The 15,130-nt window shown below is 62.8% G+C and carries 13 protein-coding genes and 1 pseudogene; 4 read left to right on the top strand and 10 right to left on the bottom strand.

All coding sequences use genetic code 11. The annotated features are described in order from the left end of the window. Positions 1–65 precede the first annotated feature (65 nt). From CXY70_RS05165 to CXY70_RS05150, 4 genes are read right to left on the bottom strand one after another with little or no spacing between them, the layout of a single operon-like run. The gene (locus tag CXY70_RS05165) at positions 66–959 is read right to left on the bottom strand and encodes an SDR family NAD(P)-dependent oxidoreductase (protein ID WP_104191315.1); all 894 of its coding nucleotides are present in this window, start codon (positions 957–959) and stop codon (positions 66–68) included. Continuing rightward, on the bottom strand, positions 956–1,723 hold the full coding sequence (locus tag CXY70_RS05160) for an SDR family NAD(P)-dependent oxidoreductase (RefSeq protein WP_104191314.1): 768 nt from the start codon (positions 1,721–1,723) through the stop codon (positions 956–958). The genes CXY70_RS05165 and CXY70_RS05160 overlap by 4 nt, the downstream gene beginning before the upstream one ends. A 38-nt stretch (positions 1,724–1,761) precedes the next feature. Beyond that, the gene (locus tag CXY70_RS05155) at positions 1,762–3,291 is read right to left on the bottom strand and encodes an NAD(P)/FAD-dependent oxidoreductase (protein WP_199183372.1); all 1,530 of its coding nucleotides are present in this window, start codon (positions 3,289–3,291) and stop codon (positions 1,762–1,764) included. A 43-nt stretch (positions 3,292–3,334) separates the two neighbouring features. Then, a complete protein-coding gene (locus CXY70_RS05150; protein ID WP_104191313.1) occupies positions 3,335–4,213 on the bottom strand; it encodes an alpha/beta fold hydrolase in 879 nt (292 codons plus the stop codon). Positions 4,214–4,325: 112 nt separating this feature from the next. Between CXY70_RS05150 and CXY70_RS18635 the strand changes: the two are divergent. From CXY70_RS18635 to CXY70_RS05140, 3 genes and pseudogenes are all read left to right on the top strand, one after another. Then, positions 4,326–4,514 (top strand): annotated as a pseudogene (locus tag CXY70_RS18635) (alcohol dehydrogenase catalytic domain-containing protein); the annotation flags it as partial. Between the two features lie 280 nt (positions 4,515–4,794). Continuing rightward, the gene (locus CXY70_RS18290) at positions 4,795–5,178 is read left to right on the top strand and encodes a hypothetical protein (RefSeq protein ID WP_233205756.1); all 384 of its coding nucleotides are present in this window, start codon (positions 4,795–4,797) and stop codon (positions 5,176–5,178) included. A gap of 49 nt (positions 5,179–5,227) precedes the next feature. Then, on the top strand, positions 5,228–5,872 hold the full coding sequence (locus CXY70_RS05140; protein ID WP_158250914.1) for a TetR/AcrR family transcriptional regulator: 645 nt from the start codon (positions 5,228–5,230) through the stop codon (positions 5,870–5,872). A gap of 231 nt (positions 5,873–6,103) precedes the next feature. On the opposite strand, the gene CXY70_RS05135 is transcribed toward CXY70_RS05140, so the two are convergent. The 4 genes from CXY70_RS05135 to CXY70_RS05120 form a co-directional block, all read right to left on the bottom strand. Next, positions 6,104–7,609: an NAD-dependent succinate-semialdehyde dehydrogenase gene (locus CXY70_RS05135; RefSeq protein ID WP_104191310.1), complete on the bottom strand. Its 1,506-nt coding sequence runs from the start codon at positions 7,607–7,609 to the stop codon at positions 6,104–6,106. Between the two features lie 187 nt (positions 7,610–7,796). Then, entirely contained in the window at positions 7,797–8,804 is a 1,008-nt protein-coding gene (locus CXY70_RS05130) for an alpha/beta hydrolase (RefSeq protein ID WP_199183371.1), read from the bottom strand. Beyond that, positions 8,801–10,300: an NAD(P)/FAD-dependent oxidoreductase gene (locus CXY70_RS05125; RefSeq protein ID WP_104191309.1), complete on the bottom strand. Its 1,500-nt coding sequence runs from the start codon at positions 10,298–10,300 to the stop codon at positions 8,801–8,803. The genes CXY70_RS05130 and CXY70_RS05125 overlap by 4 nt, the downstream gene beginning before the upstream one ends. After that, the gene (locus CXY70_RS05120; RefSeq protein ID WP_104191367.1) at positions 10,297–11,430 is read right to left on the bottom strand and encodes an alcohol dehydrogenase catalytic domain-containing protein; all 1,134 of its coding nucleotides are present in this window, start codon (positions 11,428–11,430) and stop codon (positions 10,297–10,299) included. The genes CXY70_RS05125 and CXY70_RS05120 overlap by 4 nt, the downstream gene beginning before the upstream one ends. A gap of 254 nt (positions 11,431–11,684) precedes the next feature. Between CXY70_RS05120 and CXY70_RS05115 the strand changes: the two genes are divergently transcribed. After that, positions 11,685–13,556 carry a helix-turn-helix domain-containing protein gene (locus CXY70_RS05115; protein ID WP_146066064.1) on the top strand — a complete coding sequence of 624 codons (1,872 nt, stop codon included), beginning with the start codon at positions 11,685–11,687 and terminating at the stop codon, positions 13,554–13,556. A gap of 20 nt (positions 13,557–13,576) precedes the next feature. Here the strand turns inward: CXY70_RS05115 and CXY70_RS05110 are convergent, their stop codons facing one another. Both CXY70_RS05110 and CXY70_RS05105 read right to left on the bottom strand, forming a co-directional pair. Further along, entirely contained in the window at positions 13,577–14,347 is a 771-nt protein-coding gene (locus CXY70_RS05110) for an SDR family NAD(P)-dependent oxidoreductase (protein ID WP_104191307.1), read from the bottom strand. Beyond that, a complete protein-coding gene (locus CXY70_RS05105) occupies positions 14,337–15,089 on the bottom strand; it encodes an SDR family NAD(P)-dependent oxidoreductase (protein WP_104191306.1) in 753 nt (250 codons plus the stop codon). The genes CXY70_RS05110 and CXY70_RS05105 overlap by 11 nt, the downstream gene beginning before the upstream one ends. Between the last annotated feature and the right edge of the window lie 41 nt (positions 15,090–15,130).

Here is a 15,130-nt window from a genome sequence, read left to right as displayed (position 1 = left end):
TCCGCACGGAGTGCCCTCTCAGTAATACATGATTATGACGAATGGCACAACTAGTTGTGGTGAATTTACTCACCCGTTACGCACGCGTGGGACTCCAGCCGGGAAACGCTCAGCGCGGCCCGCGGCTTCATGAAGCTGTCCCATACGGGCCCGGTCGAGAGCCAGCGTAACGGGTCCATCAGGGCAAGGCTCCGCGGGATGAAAACCTTACGGCGGCGGCTGGCCATCGCGTTGACAAGGAGATCGGCGCAGGTATCCGTGCTGGAAACGATGCTGAAGGGCCATGGCAGAGAGCGGCTCTCCCCGGCCCGTGTGGATGCACCCGAAATCATGTTCGTTCGCACCCAGGCGGGATGTGCGACGCCGACGTTTACGCCTTTATGGGCGACTTCCAGCCGCAGTGCCCCGCCGAAGGCCTCCACGCCCGCCTTCGAGGCGGCATAGGCGTTTGCGCGCGGCACGTTCTTCAGCGCGGCCGCCGAACTCATGAGCAGGAAGTAGCCGCCGTGCTTCGTGACCTCTTCGAGGGTGGCCTTGACGGTCCTGATGACTCCGCCGAGGTTGACATCCACGATCCGCAGCAGGTCCTCGGTACGGGAGGCGGAGACAGTGGAGGCGCTGCCCACACCGGCACAGGCAAAGACGATGTCCAGTCGGCTGAAGTGTTCGACTGTTCGCTGCACCGCGAGTTCCAGCGAGGTATAGTCCGTGACGTCCGCTGCCGTGGCCAGGTGATTCCCGCCGAGCCTGGACACGACGTGTCCGAGGGGCTGCTGGTCGCGGTCGACGAGCGACACAAGGGCTCCCGCGGCAGCCAGTCGCTCGGCCGTGGCCGCGCCAATGCCGCCGGCGCCTCCGGTTATCAGGACGACTTTTCCGCGCAGGGAAGCGCGGGCCGATCTGGCGCCGGAGGACCCCGCGCGGCCCGAAATTTTGAAGACGTGAGAGGGCCCGTTCATCCCATATACGACCCGCCGTTGACGTCAACCGTAATTCCGGTGACGAAGCCATTGCCGGGTGTTGCCAGGTACTGGACGGCTTGAGCGACGTCGCTGGCATAGCCCAGACGCCCGACCGGGATACGGGTCAGATAGTTTTGGTTGACCTCATCTGACACCGACGAAACCATGCCTACTCCGATCCGTCCGGGGGCGATGGCGTTGACGGTGATGCCGAACGGCGCGAGTTCCCGGGCGAAGGAGCGGGTAATGCCCAGCAGGCCCGTCTTGGTGGCCGCGTAGTGGACACCGCCCAGTCTGCCGCCGTCGCGGCCTGCAAGCGAAGACATGTTAATGATCCGGCCGAATCGAGTGCTCTTCATGTGAGGTGCCAGCGCCTGGATGCCCAAAAATGGCCCGGTGAGGTTCACGGCCATGACCGCGTTCCATTCATCGAATGGTATTTCGTCCCCTGGGATCTTCTGGCCGTCTCGTTTTGGGGAGATGCCGGCGTTGTTGACCAGAACGGCCTGCGCTGCGGGTGAGGCTTCGACGGCCTCGGCGATCCGCTTCCAGTCCTGGGGTTCGGTGACGTCGCAGCACATGGTCAGGATCGATCCATCCTGTTGTGGATCCAGCGTCGCTTCAAGGTCGGCTAGTGCGGTCTCTGACGCGTCCACCGCGATGACCCTGTCTCCGCTGGTCAGGAACGACTCCACGATGCCGCGGCCAATGCCACCGCCCGCACCGGTGATGACGACTGTTCTGTAGTGCTGCTCGTTCATGATTATGCTTTCCGTTCCTGGATCGTTAACGACGTGCACTAGCGAGCCGCGATCAAAACCTGTTCAACGGTTTCGTCTTCAGATCCCGTCAAATACGGTTCGGGTTCGAAATGCGCGTTGACTTGGCGGAAGGTGTAGGCCGGTTCCGGCCACAGCGTGGTCAGTCGGCCGTTGCGGTGGTCCACGTACCAGCTCCGGCAGCCGCCCTCCAGCCATACGGTGCCTTCCGCCAGACGGTCCACGCGATCCATGAAGGCTTCCTCTGCCTCTTCGGCGACCTCCAGGGCAGGTAAGTCGGCCGCCTCGCGGAAGTTCACCGCCGCCATGATGTAATCGATCTGTGCCTCCGCGATGTAGACCGCGGAGTTGTGTCCCAGGCCGGTGTTGGGACCGTTTATGATCCAGAGGTTCGGGAATCCGTGCACCGCCGTCGTGGCGTAGGCCTGCATGCCGTTGGACCAGCGTTCGCTCAACGGCAGGCCATTGCGGCCGAAGATCCGGTAGGCGATAGGCAGGTCTGTGGTTTCAAAGCCGGTGCAGGCCACGATCACATCGAGCTCGTGGCTCCCTCCGTCCTTCGTAATGACCCGGTTGCCTTCGACCCGTTCGATGCCGTCAGTCTCCAGATGGACGTGCTCCTGGACGAACGCCGGGTAGTAGTCGTTGGATTTCAGAACGCGCTTGCAACCGATGATGTAGTCCGGGGTCAGCTTTCGGCGCAGTTCCGGATCCTGGATCTGCCGGTGTAGATGGTCCAGAGCTACCTGGGTGGCGGCGGAAACCAAGGTAGGTGTGCCCCGACGCTGGGCATAGCGCTCCTCGTTGGACCAGAACATCTCTTCGCGCAGTTCCTGAATGCTTTCGGGCATCTTGCGGAAGAGGCCTTTTTCCTGATCGCTGTAGGCGCGGTCCGGACGTGGTGTCACGTACGGTGCCGAGCGCTGGAACACAACGACCTCCGAGGCGATTTTCGCCACCTCGGGCATGACCTGGATGGCAGTTGCTCCCGAGCCAATGACGCCGACCCGCTTGCCCGCCAGATCGACTTCGTCAGCCCACTCGGCCGAGTGGAACAAGCTCCCCGAGAAGTCAGACAATCCATCAATATTCGGCAGCTTTGGTTCGGACAGGTGCCCGACGGCGGTTACCAGGTTCTTGGCCGAGAAGTCGCCCTTGGGGGTGGCGACGTTCCACAATGCGGCGGCTTCATCCCAGCGTGCGCTCGTCACCTCGGCGCCGAAAACAATCCGTTCGTGAAAATTCTCATCCCGGGGGACGTGTCGAAGATAGTCGAGGATCTCCTTCTGCGGGGCGAACATCCGCGACCACTCCGGGTTGGGACGGAATGAAAACGAGTATAGGTGTGAGGGCACGTCGCAGGCAGCGCCGGGATAGTGATTGTCGCGCCAGGTGCCTCCGACTTCCTCCGCGCGTTCCAGAATGATGAACGAGCTCTTGCCTTCGCGTGCAAGCTGCGTACCCAGGCCGAGACCGCCGAAGCCGGCCCCAATGATGATGACGTCGACCGGCGAGTCGGGTGCCGGATATCCCAGTGGAGTGCTTGCCACTATTCCTCCAAATTGTGTCTTGTTATGTGCTGGTATCGATGGACTAGACAAACATGCGCTCCCGGATTTCACCGGCAGGGACGGATTCGGGATCCGTCACGAACTCGTTGATGATCTGGAAAAGCTGGGCGGGGCGTTCCTGCGGGATGGCATGCCCGCTGTCGATGACGGCGTAGCGGGCGTTGGGAATGCCTCCGAAGAGCAACTTGGTCTGGCGGGTCGGGACCATCTGGTCATGGGCGCCGGCGACGACCAGTGTCGGGGCGGTAATGCTCGCCAGCTTGCCGCAGAGGTCGGCGTTGGCATTGAGCTTCATCTGTTCGGCGATTCCGTCCGGGAAGACGCGGGCTTCGACGAGGGCTCGGACATCGGCTTCAGAGCGGCCTGCAAGGAAGGGATGGCCGTAGGCGGTCCAGGTGGCAAATTCCCGTAGGAGGTCCTGATCCGTTTCGAAGAGCCGCATCCAAATCCGGTTCCGGAGCCTCTGTTGGGAATCGGCCTTGGTCCAGCCCGCGACCAGAGTCAGGCTTGCCAAGGTGTGAGGGTTCGAGGCGGCCAAGTCAGCAGCGACCAGGGCGCCCAGTGAATACCCCACGACGTGGACCGACCGGGCGGGGACGCAATGCTCGATAACGCCCGCGACCTGCCTTGAGAACGTCCCAAGAGTGAGACCTTCACGGGGAGTCTGGAGGTCGACGGCGAGCACACGGTACTTGGCGGCGAGCATCGGAAACAGGGTGTGGAAGTGGGTCCTGGCGTTTCCGCCCGTTCCATGAATCAGGACGACAGTGGCCCGGGCATCATGGGGCGCAACTGTGTCGTGGAAAGGTACGGTGAACCCGCCGACCCTGACGAGACCCTCGTTCGCATCTGGATGAATCTTCAAAACCAATCCCTTCGATATGTGGCTGCCGGCGTTCATGGTCGTAGGATCCGCTCCAGCCGAGACGAATATTGAAAGTACACTCCGTGCGGATTACACTCTCATAAAAGCATATGAATGATATGAAGCACAACCCTTTAAAAGAGTCGACATGAAGATCACCGGTGCGGTTCTTGAGACCGTCGGTTTCGTCCGTCCCTGTGCCGAGTCGCGGCCGATGGTTGTCTGGGAACTCGATCTCGCCGAGCCCAGACCGCAGAAGGTCCTGATCAAAATGGAGGCGGCGGGCGTCTGCCATGCCGACTTGTCGGTCGTAAACGGGGACCGTCCCCGGCCGGTGCCCATGGTGCTGGGCCACGAGGCCGCCGACATTATCGTTGCCGTCGGTTCGCAACCGGCTCACCCGCAACGGCGGGGAGTCCTCCACCACCTCGGCGTCTCCGGGTACGCAACCCACGCCGGCTCAACCGGCGCTCGGTCGTCCCGGTCGACAGCGACTTGCTCCCGCCGTCGCGACGGTCCTTGGCTGTGCCGGGCTGACCGGCGGCGGCGCTGTCCTCAAGGCAGGCAAGCCCCAGGACGGACAGGACCTTATGATCGTCGGGCTCGGGGGAGTGGGTATGGCCGCCCCGCCGACCGCAGTCGCCGTATCGTCAACGTGGTCAGCGCCGGCGCGCATCATTGGTATCAACGCAAACCCGGAGAAACTGACCTTGACACGAAACTTGGCGGCCACGGGAGCTTATTCTTCGGGAGAAGCAGAGGAGCCTGGCATCTATGCCCTTGTCGTCGTCGAGGCAGCCGGCCATTCGCGGGCGCAGATGAGGCGCGAAGGAAGACTGCCGGTCACAAAGCTGACATCATCGGTGATTGTCCTGGACAAGATTAGTGAGGCGATGGATGAACTCGTGGACGGCAAGGCCATTCGCCAGATCGTGGTGTTTAATTGGTCGATATGTGTATTAGGAATTCGTAGTTCAGTGGCCAAAGAATGGCTACTCTGACATCTATGCGCTGATAGGGACGTTAATGCAGATGAGATCATTGGCTTCGGTGGAAACACCGCCCGGTGCACCCCTGGGATTGCGAGAGAAAGCGCGGATCGAGCGCTATCGAAACATTCGCGCCGCAGCGGAGCAGATCTTTAACGAGCGCGGCTACGAGCACGCGACGACGAAGGAAATCGCTGAACTCGCCGGGGTCGGGGAAGCAACACTGTTCCGCTATGTCACCAACAAGCACGAGCTGCTGCTTCTGGTGATCGGCAAACGCGTGGACCTGGAGATCCAGGGCATCGAAGATGTGGATAAGGAACTGGCCGCCGACGCGACCTCCGCTTGGGACTACATCGAGCGGATCTACGCAATCTACCGGGCCCGGGCTAGGTTCTACACGACCGATCCGGAGAACGTGACCAGCTACCTGCAGTACGGCTTCAAAGCCGGAAGTCAGCTGGGCGCCCAGAGCATCACGCAGGGCGACAGGATCATCGCACTGACCGCGGCCGTCCTCGACAGCGCGCAAAAGGCCGGCCACCTGGTAGCCCAAGTTGATACCCGGATCGTCGCGCAGAACTGCAACGGCACCTACACCCACGAGGTCCTGCGCACGCCGGTGCGCGAGTTCGCACCCCGGAACCTCTGGGAGAGGCTCCAGAAGCGCCTGCAGGTGCAAATCGAGCCGCTCTTCCGGCTCTGAGGCACACCAACCAGGACAGCGCAGCCCTGCATGCTTTTGGCGTTCTTACCGGTTCGCGGACCCGACTTGCAACGCGCCGGTTGAACGATAGCGAGGTTTAAACGACACTTCAATGCGCGGCAGCTACGAGCCGGTGGGGCTGGGTTCGCTTTGTTGATCACGCTCCAGCGGCGACGAGGAGCCGAGCTAGGTCTGGAGTCATAGAGTAGGGCTCGCCATCCCAACGTCAGGTTAGCCCGCGTACGGGTCGGCGATGCCGATGTATTGGGTGGTGGTGTATTCGGCGATGCCTTCGGATCCGCCCTCGCGGCCGAGCCCGGATTGTTTGACGCCGCCGAAGGGGGCGGCTGCGTTGGAGATGACGCCGGCGTTAAAGCCGACCATGCCGAATTCGATCTGCTCGGCCACGCGCAGGAGCCTGCTGAAGTCACGGCTGTAAAGATAGGAGGCGAGGCCGTATTCGCTGGCGTTGGCCAGACGGATGGCGTCACCTTCAGTGGAGAACAAGGTGACCGGGGCGACTGGCCCGAAGATCTCCTGGCGGAGGATCGCCGCATCATTGGGTACGTTGGCCAAGACGGTCGGCGGGTAGAAGTAGCCGGGACCGTCAACGGGGAAACCGCCGGTCACGGCGGTGGCTCCGGCGTCGATAGCGGCGCGCACTAAGGCGTGAACGTCGTCCCGGGCGCCGGCATCGATGAGCGGACCTACCTGGGCGGCCGGTTCGGTGCCACGGCCGATCGCCAAAGCACCCATCGCGACGGCGAACTTTGTGGTGAATTCAGCGGCGACGGATTCCTGGACCAGGAACCGGTTCGCGGCGGTGCAGGCTTCGCCCATGTTCCGCATCTTCGCCGCCATGGCCCCCTCGACCGCCTTGTCCAGGTCCGCGTCCTCGAACACGATGAATGGGGCGTTCCCGCCCAGCTCCATCGAGGTCCGCAACACGTTGTGTGCGGCGTCGGCCATCAGCCGCTTGCCCACCGGGGTGGATCCGGTGAACGAAACCTTCCGGAGCCTTGGGTCAGTCAGCAAAGGACCGGAGATACCAGCGGCACTGGAGGAAGACACCACGTTCAAGACCCCCGCTGGCAGGCCGGCCTCGAGCATGGTCTGTGCGAACAGCTGGGAGGTCAGCGGCGTCAATTTCGCCGGTTTGAGGATCATCGTGCAGCCGGCGGCTACGGCGGGGGCCACTTTCCGGGTGGCCATCGCGAGCGGAAAGTTCCAGGGCGTGATCAGCAGGCACGGGCCGACCGGTTTGTGTTGGACCAGGATTTTGTTCTTGCCCTCTGGGGTGGTGAGGTACCGGCCGTAGTCCCGGACTGCCTCTTCGGAGAACCAGCGCAGGAATTCGGCACCGTAGGTGACCTCGCCGCGGGATTCGGCCAACGGTTTGCCCATTTCCAGGGTCATCAGCAGGGCGAAGTCCTCGGCCCGTTCAGTCACCAGGTCGAAAGCGCGGCGGAGAATCTCGGCGCGTTCACGCGGCGCCGTCCGGGCCCAGCCGAACTGGGCCTTACCCGCGGCGTCGAGCGCTGCAAGAGCGTCCTCGCTGGTAGCGGAGGCGAGAGTGGCAAGTACCTCCCCGGTAGCGGGGTCGTATACGTTGAACGTGCCGCCGTCAGACGCGTTCCTCCACTGCCCGTCGATGAGCAGACCGGTAGGCACGGAGGCTATGAGTGCAGCCTCCCGGGCTGCAGAAATGTCAGACGAGTCGGCGGGTGAAACGGTCATGGAGAGTCCTTCAATGTTACGGCTGGGGAGTAGCTGGCGGGGTTTTCGCCGTCGCCGGCCTGTATGTATTCGACAGCGAGGCTTCGATGCCCCGTATTAAAAGCGCGATGTCGGCCCTGACCAGGACGAACTTGACGCCGCTGTCCAGGTAGTGGCGGACCGTGGATGGGGAGGTAGGGGAGACCAGCTAGCTAGCCTTCTCCGCCGAGTCGGTGAGCTCGACCAGCCAGTTGGCGGCCCGGTTCAACAGTCTTGCACCGGTGGGAATTTTTCCGGCTGCGGTGAACAGTCCATGGGAGTGGCGCGGCAGATGGTGGTGCTCCACTGGTGCTCCGGCGCGGGCCAGCAGACCTGCGTATTCGACTCCTTCGTCGGCCAGGGGGTCTAGTCCGACGGTCACTACGAATGCTGGCGGAGCGCCGTGTTCGGCCAGTTCGGCGGGTTGACGAAGCCCAGGTGAGACGCGGAGGTCGCGTGCAAATTGCGGATCTGCCAGGTACAGGCTTCGAAACCATCGCATTGAGCCTGCGGTCAGGGGAAAACCGTCGGCGATACGGGCGTAGGAATCCGACTCGTGCAGCAGGTTCGCCACAGGATAGAAGAGCAGCTGGCCGATGATGGTGCTTCCGGTTACGGTGCAGCCCGGGTCCGAAGCCAAGACGGCGGCAAGGTTGCCGCCGGCGCTGTCGCCGGCCACGATGATCCGATGCGGATCCCAGCCATATTCTCCGGCCCGGACACTGACAAAGGTCAGGGCTGCTATGCAGTCCTCGAGCGGGGTCGGGAACGGGTACTCAGGAGCCAGCCGGTAGTCGACGGATACAACGTCAAGTCCGCTGACCGCGGCCAGGTAGCGGCAGAGGCGGTCGTGCGTTTCCACCGAGCCGATCACCCACCCGCCACCATGGAGGTACACCACGACAGCACGTGCGGTCTCCGAATCGTTACCTCCGGGACGGTAGTGCCGCAGCCGGATGGACCCGCCGTTGACCTCGCAGTGAAGGTCCTCGACCCGTTCCAGGGCTTTAAATGGAACCCCGTTTGCGGCACAGCCCGCCTCGTATGCAGCCCGTGACTGGTCCAGGGGCTGGTCTTGAAAACTGACCGCTCCGGCGTCGCGGAACGCCCGGATCAGGTCCACTGCGTCGACAGCTACGTCGTCCAGCGGGACCGCCGGCAAGAGTTTCGAGTTCATACTCTCGCCATTTCCTGAACTGGCAGCACGGCGCCGGAGAGCATGTAGTCGCCCGGGTTCCAGTGCCCAGCGAGGCTACGGTATTCCTCGACTGTTCCGGACCAGTTGTTGATGACCTTGCCCGCGGCGTTCTTGTACCAGCTGGAGCAGTCGGCGGAAAAAGCGGATCCTTCCATCTCGTTCTGCAGGCTTGCGTTGTACGAGGTCAGGACCCTTCCGCGCACTTCCACTGAGGCCTGCGGGGCGGTAAGCAGGTGCACCAAGATTTTAAGGATGTATGCCTGCTGGATTTCCAGCATGGTGATGATCGAATTGTGGTTCAGGTTGGTGTTCGGCCCGTAGATCATGAACATGTTCGGGAAGCCGTCGACGCTCATACCCAGATGGGCCTCCGCGCCGTCAGCCCAGCGTTCTTTCAGGTCCTCGCCGGAGGCACCGATGACCTGCAGATCGCCTTGGAAGGCCTGGCTGCTGAATCCGGTGCCGAAAATGATGACGTCCGCTTTATGGATCTGCCCGTCACGGGTGCGGATGCCTTCTGGAACGATGGCGTCGATGCCCTGGGTGACTAGTTCGACGTTCCCACCCATCAGGGCCGGGTAGTAGTCGTCAGTGCGGAGGATCCGCTTGCATCCGAACTCGTAGTCAGGGGTCAGTTTGCGCCGCAGTTCTGGGTCCGGCACCTGCGCCTCGAGATGGGCAACGGCCTGGGCGACGCCGGCGCGCTGGGCGTCGGTGGCACGGCGTGTGCGTTCGAACCCGTTCTCCCGGAAATCGTGCAGGTTGCGGCGGCTTTGCTCAAAGGTGTCCGGATTTTCTTCGAAGGAGTCAAGCTGTTCCTTGCTGAAGATCACTTGGTTGCGGGGCATGATCCAGTTGGCACTGCGCTGGAAAACTTCCAGCGATCCGGCGACCTTGGCCACCTCGGGCACGTACTGGACGGCACTGGCTGCCGAGCCGATGCTGATGATTTTCTTCCCGGTCAAGTCGACAGTGTGGTCCCAGCGCGCAGAGTGGAATGCGGCGCCTTGGAAATCGGCCAGGCCGGGAAATGCAGGAACGAACGGAGTGTTCAGCTGTCCCCAGGCGGGGATGAAAACGCGGGCGGTGTGTTCACCTGAGCCATTAACCTGCAGGCGCCAGAGCGCGTTTGCCCCATCCCATACGGCGGAGGTGACTTCGGTGTTGAAATTCAGGTGCGGGCCCAGTGTGTATCGGGTGGCTAAACGCTCCAGGTAGCCCATCAGCTCGTTGCGGTCCGCGTACATCCGGCTTACTCGTAAGTGGGGGAAGAAGCTGTAACAGTAGAGATGGGCCTCGGTGTCACAGGCGGCACCCGGGTAGCTGTTTTCGCGCCAGACTCCGCCCAGGCCGGGGCCCTTGTCGAAGATGGCGAAGTTCTCGATACCAGCCTCTTTCAGCTGGGCGCCCATGCCCAGGCCGCCGAATCCTGCGCCGAGGATCACTACGTCGTGGTCGGTTGTCTGGTTGCTCATCGGTTCTTCCGTTCTTCGTGCGTTGTCCCAAAGTTGATGACCTGCCGGATCCCGCTGCCGGAGGCGAGGGCGTCCATGCCCTCGTTTATGTCGTCGAGGCTGATCTCCCGGGAGACAAGCCGTTCGAGCGGCAGTTTTCCTTCGCGCCAGAGTTGTTCAAAAACGGGGATGTCGCGCTTCGGTACGGCTGATCCGAGGTAGCTCCCCACGATCGATTGTGCCTTTGCCGTCAGTCGCAACGGTTCGATTGAGGACATGGCACCTGGTGCTGGAAGGCCGACGGTCACCAGCGTTCCGCCTAAGCCCAGCAGTTGGTAGGCGGTTTCAAAGGCGCGGGGATGGCCCGCCGCTTCAAGCACGACGTCAACGACCACGGAGCGTTCCAAGGCTTCCTCCGGGGTGTAGGCCTCGCTCGCCCCCCACTGCAGGGCAAGGTCAAGCTTGGAGGCCTGGGCGTCGACGGCAATGACGCGTCGGCAGCCAGTGGCAAGGGCAGCCAGGAGTCCGGCCATGCCCACTCCGCCAAGGCCGACGATTGCGACGGTGGACTCGGCAGTGATGCGTCCAGCGTTGAGAAGGGCCCCGCCCCCGGTGAGTACGGCGCAACCCAGAAGTGCAGCGACCGCTGGCGGCACGTCAGCCCCGACGGGCACCACGGATCGGTGATCGACCACCGCATGGGTGGCGAAGCCGGAGACGCCCAAGTGATGGGCCACCGTTTCGCCGCCGCGCGTCAGGTGGGAAGAACCGCTGAGCAGGATTCCCTGTTCGTTACTCTTGCTGCCCGCGGAGCAGGGCAGCTTTCCGTTGGTCAGGCAGGCCTCGCACTGGCCGCACCGTGGCAGGAAGGTCATAACCACCCGCTGGCCGATGAGGTTGGAGTCAACGTCGTGGCCCACCGCTTCGACGATTCCTGCTGCCTCGTGGCCCAGCAGCATCGGCAGCGGCCGCGGACGTGAACCGTTGACCACTGACAGGTCTGAGTGGCACAGTCCGGCTGCCTCGATCCGCACCAGCACTTCGCCGCGTGCTGGTCCGCTGAGGGTCAGTTCGTCCACGGTGATGGGCCGACTCTGCGCATATGGGGGCTGCGCCCCGGTGGAATTCAAGACGGCACCGCGGATTGTCATTGCGGTCGGGGCCGCTGCGACCGTCACGCCCTGGAGATCTGTCAGTGGAGAGCTCATCATGTCGTCCCCTGCCTGCAGTTGGTCCTGCCAGCGGTCCGAGGGTCGAGTTGCTGAGTCATCTGCTGTCCTTTTTGGTAATCAGTGTGATGTAGCGAACGTTCCTGGTTCAGTCTCGCAGGAGAGCCCTCGGGCAGCCATGGAGGTTCATGACATACTGAAACCGGTTTTATGTGGATAATTCCAAGGAGGGTTTCATGCACTTGCTCGCTGGCCTCTTGCAGCAGGCATTGGACCCGGCGTCCTCCGATTTCCTTACGGGGTTGGACCTTCTCCCGGCGGATGCCCAGGGGCAACGGCTGCGCGAGAGCCTGCGGTCCGTGCACGCACTGGCCTCCAACGCACGCGGACAGCGGATGCTCACGCTGGCCCTGTCCGAGACTGCCGCTGCTATCTCGTCCCTGCGCGAGGGTGGAAATGTGCTTCGTGAAATCGTCACCCGTACCCGGGCCATCGTCGGTACGGACATGGCCTACATCAGCCTCAATGATCCAGAAAAGCGGGAAACGCGAATTACGGAGACTGACGGCGTGTGGACCCAGGCCTACCGGGACATCCGCATGCCCTTTGGCACCGGCGTCCTTGGCAACGTGGCACGGGCCGATGGCCCCATCCAGGTTTCAGATTATTTGCCGGCTGTCTCACTTGCACATCTGGAACACATTGACGATGCGGTTGCCAAAGAGGGGGTCAAAGCGCTGCTGGGCGCGCCCATGCGCATCGGCGGGGACATCATTGGGGCGCTCATGGTGGCAGATCGTTGGGCCCATGAGTTCAGCGAGGAACAAATCTTTGCCGTGGAGGCCCTGGCTAACCAGGCCGCCGTCGCCCTGGACAACCTGGAACGCCTGGCCGAACTGACCGAGTCGATGGGATCGCTCGAGACCGCGAACCGGGACAAGGAGAGCTCAATCGCGAGGCTCAAACGGTTGGCGGCCACAGACGATGAGCTTTTTGCAGCCCTGAGTTCCTCGGAGGGCCTGCCCGGACTGGCCGCCCGGATCAGCCAGATCCTGGGCCGCCCGGCACGGCTGCTCGATCTAACCGTCCGCATCGATGCCGGTGATGTGGGAGGCGAAAAGCTCCACGCGGCACGGGCCCTGATCCCCGCGTCCCGGCACACCAACGCTCCCGTCACCGCAACGCTGGAGGACGGGACCACTGTGGTGGTCATGGCCTCAGTCATCGAGGGGGAAGCGCTGGGCGGCGTGCTCGTTGAGGGTGAAACCGCGGCCGACGACGAAGCGATTCTCCGGCGCGCTGCGCTGGTTCTGGGAACGTTCATTTCACATTCTGACGCGTCGCGGCACAACCGGCAGCGCCAGCGTGTGGAACTTCTGGCCACGCTGATCAGCCCGCCGGCGGAAGGGTTGCGGCAGCACACAGCAACATCGGCTGCTGCCTACGGCCTTGAGGACGGCTCACCGTTCCGGGTCGCCATCGTTGACGGAGCGCTGCGGTCGTTGACGGACTTTGAGGAAGCTTTGGAGGTGGACCTCGGAGAACAGCTGCTGCGGGGTCACTTCGATGACCGCTTGTATTTGGGTGCTCCGGAGCAGGTTTTTGCATGGATCGCCGATTTTCTCGGCAAGCCCGGAGCCCGGCGTTGGGGCGGCGTGCGCATGGCCCACTCAGAGCCCCTCGCCGCGCTCAGTGAAATCGGAGCAGGATTCGCCCTGGCCGAACGCGTGCTGACGGCGGCACGTTCATTACCCCAAGCCGGCAACGTCGTAGGGTGGCAGTCTCTGGGAACCATTGGCATTTTCCTCGCCAACGCGGATTCACAGGTCACTCAAAGTGCCCTGCGCGGAAGCCTGGGTCCTTTACTTGACTACGACCGGTCGAATGGCACACAGCTGTGCGATACGGCATTGTGCTATCTCGACGAGGGGCGCAATATTGCCCGAACGGCCCAGGAGCTGGTGGTGCACCCCAATACGGTCCGCCAACGCCTTGAACGCATCGAATCCTTGCTGGGAACAGACTGGAACAATGGGCGCCGGGCCCTCGACCACCACGTCCTGTTGGTAGTCGCCAGGCTCCTGGACGGTTCCCCGGCAAAACACTAACGGCCGCTGCGCGTCAAAGGCTATTCGTACCAAGCGCCGTCGATCGTTAATCCCCCATCGACAACGAGGGTGTGGCCCGTGACGAACGACGCCGCCGAGGAAGCCAGGAATAGGATGCTCTCAGCAATTTCGGTTGGGTGCGCAAACCGGTGTAGCGGCGTGCGACTCACAATCGGAGCCTTGTCTAATTGGCCGGATTCCTCCAGAAGCTGAGTGAAGGAGGTATCGACATATCCAGGGGCGACGGCGTTGCACCGGATTCCGTGCGGGGCCCACTCGACCGCCAGTGATCGGGTAAGGCCCTCGATGCCGGCCTTCACCGCGTTGTAGCTCGCCCTGTGGGGCATTCCCATGCGCCCAGCCACCGAGGAAATGTTAACGATGGCCGCCCGGTCGCTGGCGGCCAGGGCAGGAAAAGCCGCCTGGCATGCCCACATGGCGCCCGTCAGGTGGACGTCGACCATAACGTTCCAGTCCTCCGGCCGGAGTGTCTCGCTCGGGCCGGGGCGTGCGATTCCGGCCGAATTGATGAGCACGTCGCATCCTCCCCATTGGTCCTGTACTGCGGCGAATGCTTCGAAGACGGCCTGGCGATCGCGGACATCGCAGCGCAGATTGAGCAACTGCGCCTGTGTGTCTGAGTCGATCTGGGGGGCGGTGTCATTGGAGATGTCCAAAACTGCTACCCGATGCCCTTGGTCCAGCAGTGCGTCGGTGCAGGCCTGGCCGATGCCGGACTTTCCGCCGGTCACCACAGCCCTCAAGGGGGCTGGCCGATTCTCAGTTGACATAGAACCCACCATTGACGCTGATGTTCTCGCCGTGGACGAAGGAGGCGCCGGGGCTGCAGAGAAAGTCGATGACTGCGGCCACTTCTGCCGGAGTTCCGTATCGGCCCAGCGGCGTGCTGGTGAGGATCGTCGCGCCTGCACCGTCGCGGAGCGACTGTGTCATACGGTTTTCAATGATGCCCGGAGATACAGTGTTGATGCGCCGCTGCCCGCCGAGCTCCCACATCACGGATCGCATAAGCCCAAGCAGTCCGGCTTTACTCGCCGCATAATGGGCATGGCCCTTGCTTCCCCGCAGTCCAGCGATGGAACTGATCAAAACGATGGAGGCATCCGGAGCCAGCCGGGGCAGCGCCGCAATGAGCAGGCGGTAGACGGCGGTGAGATTGATGTCGAGGCAGTCCTGCCACTCAACCTCGCTGATGCGGGCGAACTCACGTTCTGGATAGATCCCAGCGGCCAGGACAAGGTGCTGAATCGCCGCATCGTCAGGCAGCGCCTCGACCAGTTTCTGCGCCCCTTCTCTATCGTCGGCTTCGTAGTGCATCTGCAAGTCATTGCCGGATGGCGTTGCATCTTGCGGTGGGGGCTGGCGATCGGCCGAGACGACGCGCATCCCCTTGCCGAGGAAGAGTTCGGCAACGGCGCGGCCGATCGATCCGTTCCCTCCGGTAACTACCGCCACGGGGCTGTTCGATCCCATGGCGAGGGTGCTCTTCGTAAGCTGATCGTTCGTATTCATGGCGGTCGGATTCTCTCTTGAAAATGGGCGTGGACCCGCTG

Origin of the sequence: Cryobacterium sp. Y82, assembly GCF_002929495.1 — a bacterium.
GTDB classification, from domain to species: domain Bacteria; phylum Actinomycetota; class Actinomycetes; order Actinomycetales; family Microbacteriaceae; genus Cryobacterium; species Cryobacterium serini.
This window is presented reverse-complemented; position numbering and strand designations above follow the sequence as displayed.

Excerpts from the sequence above, each read along its gene's own strand:
- CXY70_RS05150 (WP_104191313.1), bottom strand. The coding sequence starts at position 4,213 with ATGAACGCCGGCAGCCACATATCGAAGGGATTGGTTTTGAAGATTCAT.
- CXY70_RS05165 (WP_104191315.1), bottom strand. The coding sequence starts at position 959 with ATGAACGGGCCCTCTCACGTCTTCAAAATTTCGGGCCGCGCGGGGTCC.
- CXY70_RS05130 (WP_199183371.1), bottom strand. The coding sequence starts at position 8,804 with ATGAACTCGAAACTCTTGCCGGCGGTCCCGCTGGACGACGTAGCTGTC.
- CXY70_RS05115 (WP_146066064.1), top strand. The coding sequence starts at position 11,685 with ATGCACTTGCTCGCTGGCCTCTTGCAGCAGGCATTGGACCCGGCGTCC.
- CXY70_RS05110 (WP_104191307.1), bottom strand. The coding sequence starts at position 14,347 with ATGTCAACTGAGAATCGGCCAGCCCCCTTGAGGGCTGTGGTGACCGGC.
- CXY70_RS05125 (WP_104191309.1), bottom strand. The coding sequence starts at position 10,300 with ATGAGCAACCAGACAACCGACCACGACGTAGTGATCCTCGGCGCAGGA.
- CXY70_RS05160 (WP_104191314.1), bottom strand. The coding sequence starts at position 1,723 with ATGAACGAGCAGCACTACAGAACAGTCGTCATCACCGGTGCGGGCGGT.
- CXY70_RS05135 (WP_104191310.1), bottom strand. The coding sequence starts at position 7,609 with ATGACCGTTTCACCCGCCGACTCGTCTGACATTTCTGCAGCCCGGGAG.
- CXY70_RS05120 (WP_104191367.1), bottom strand. The coding sequence starts at position 11,430 with ATGACAATCCGCGGTGCCGTCTTGAATTCCACCGGGGCGCAGCCCCCA.
- CXY70_RS18290 (WP_233205756.1), top strand. The coding sequence starts at position 4,795 with ATGGCCGCCCCGCCGACCGCAGTCGCCGTATCGTCAACGTGGTCAGCG.
- CXY70_RS05105 (WP_104191306.1), bottom strand. The coding sequence starts at position 15,089 with ATGAATACGAACGATCAGCTTACGAAGAGCACCCTCGCCATGGGATCG.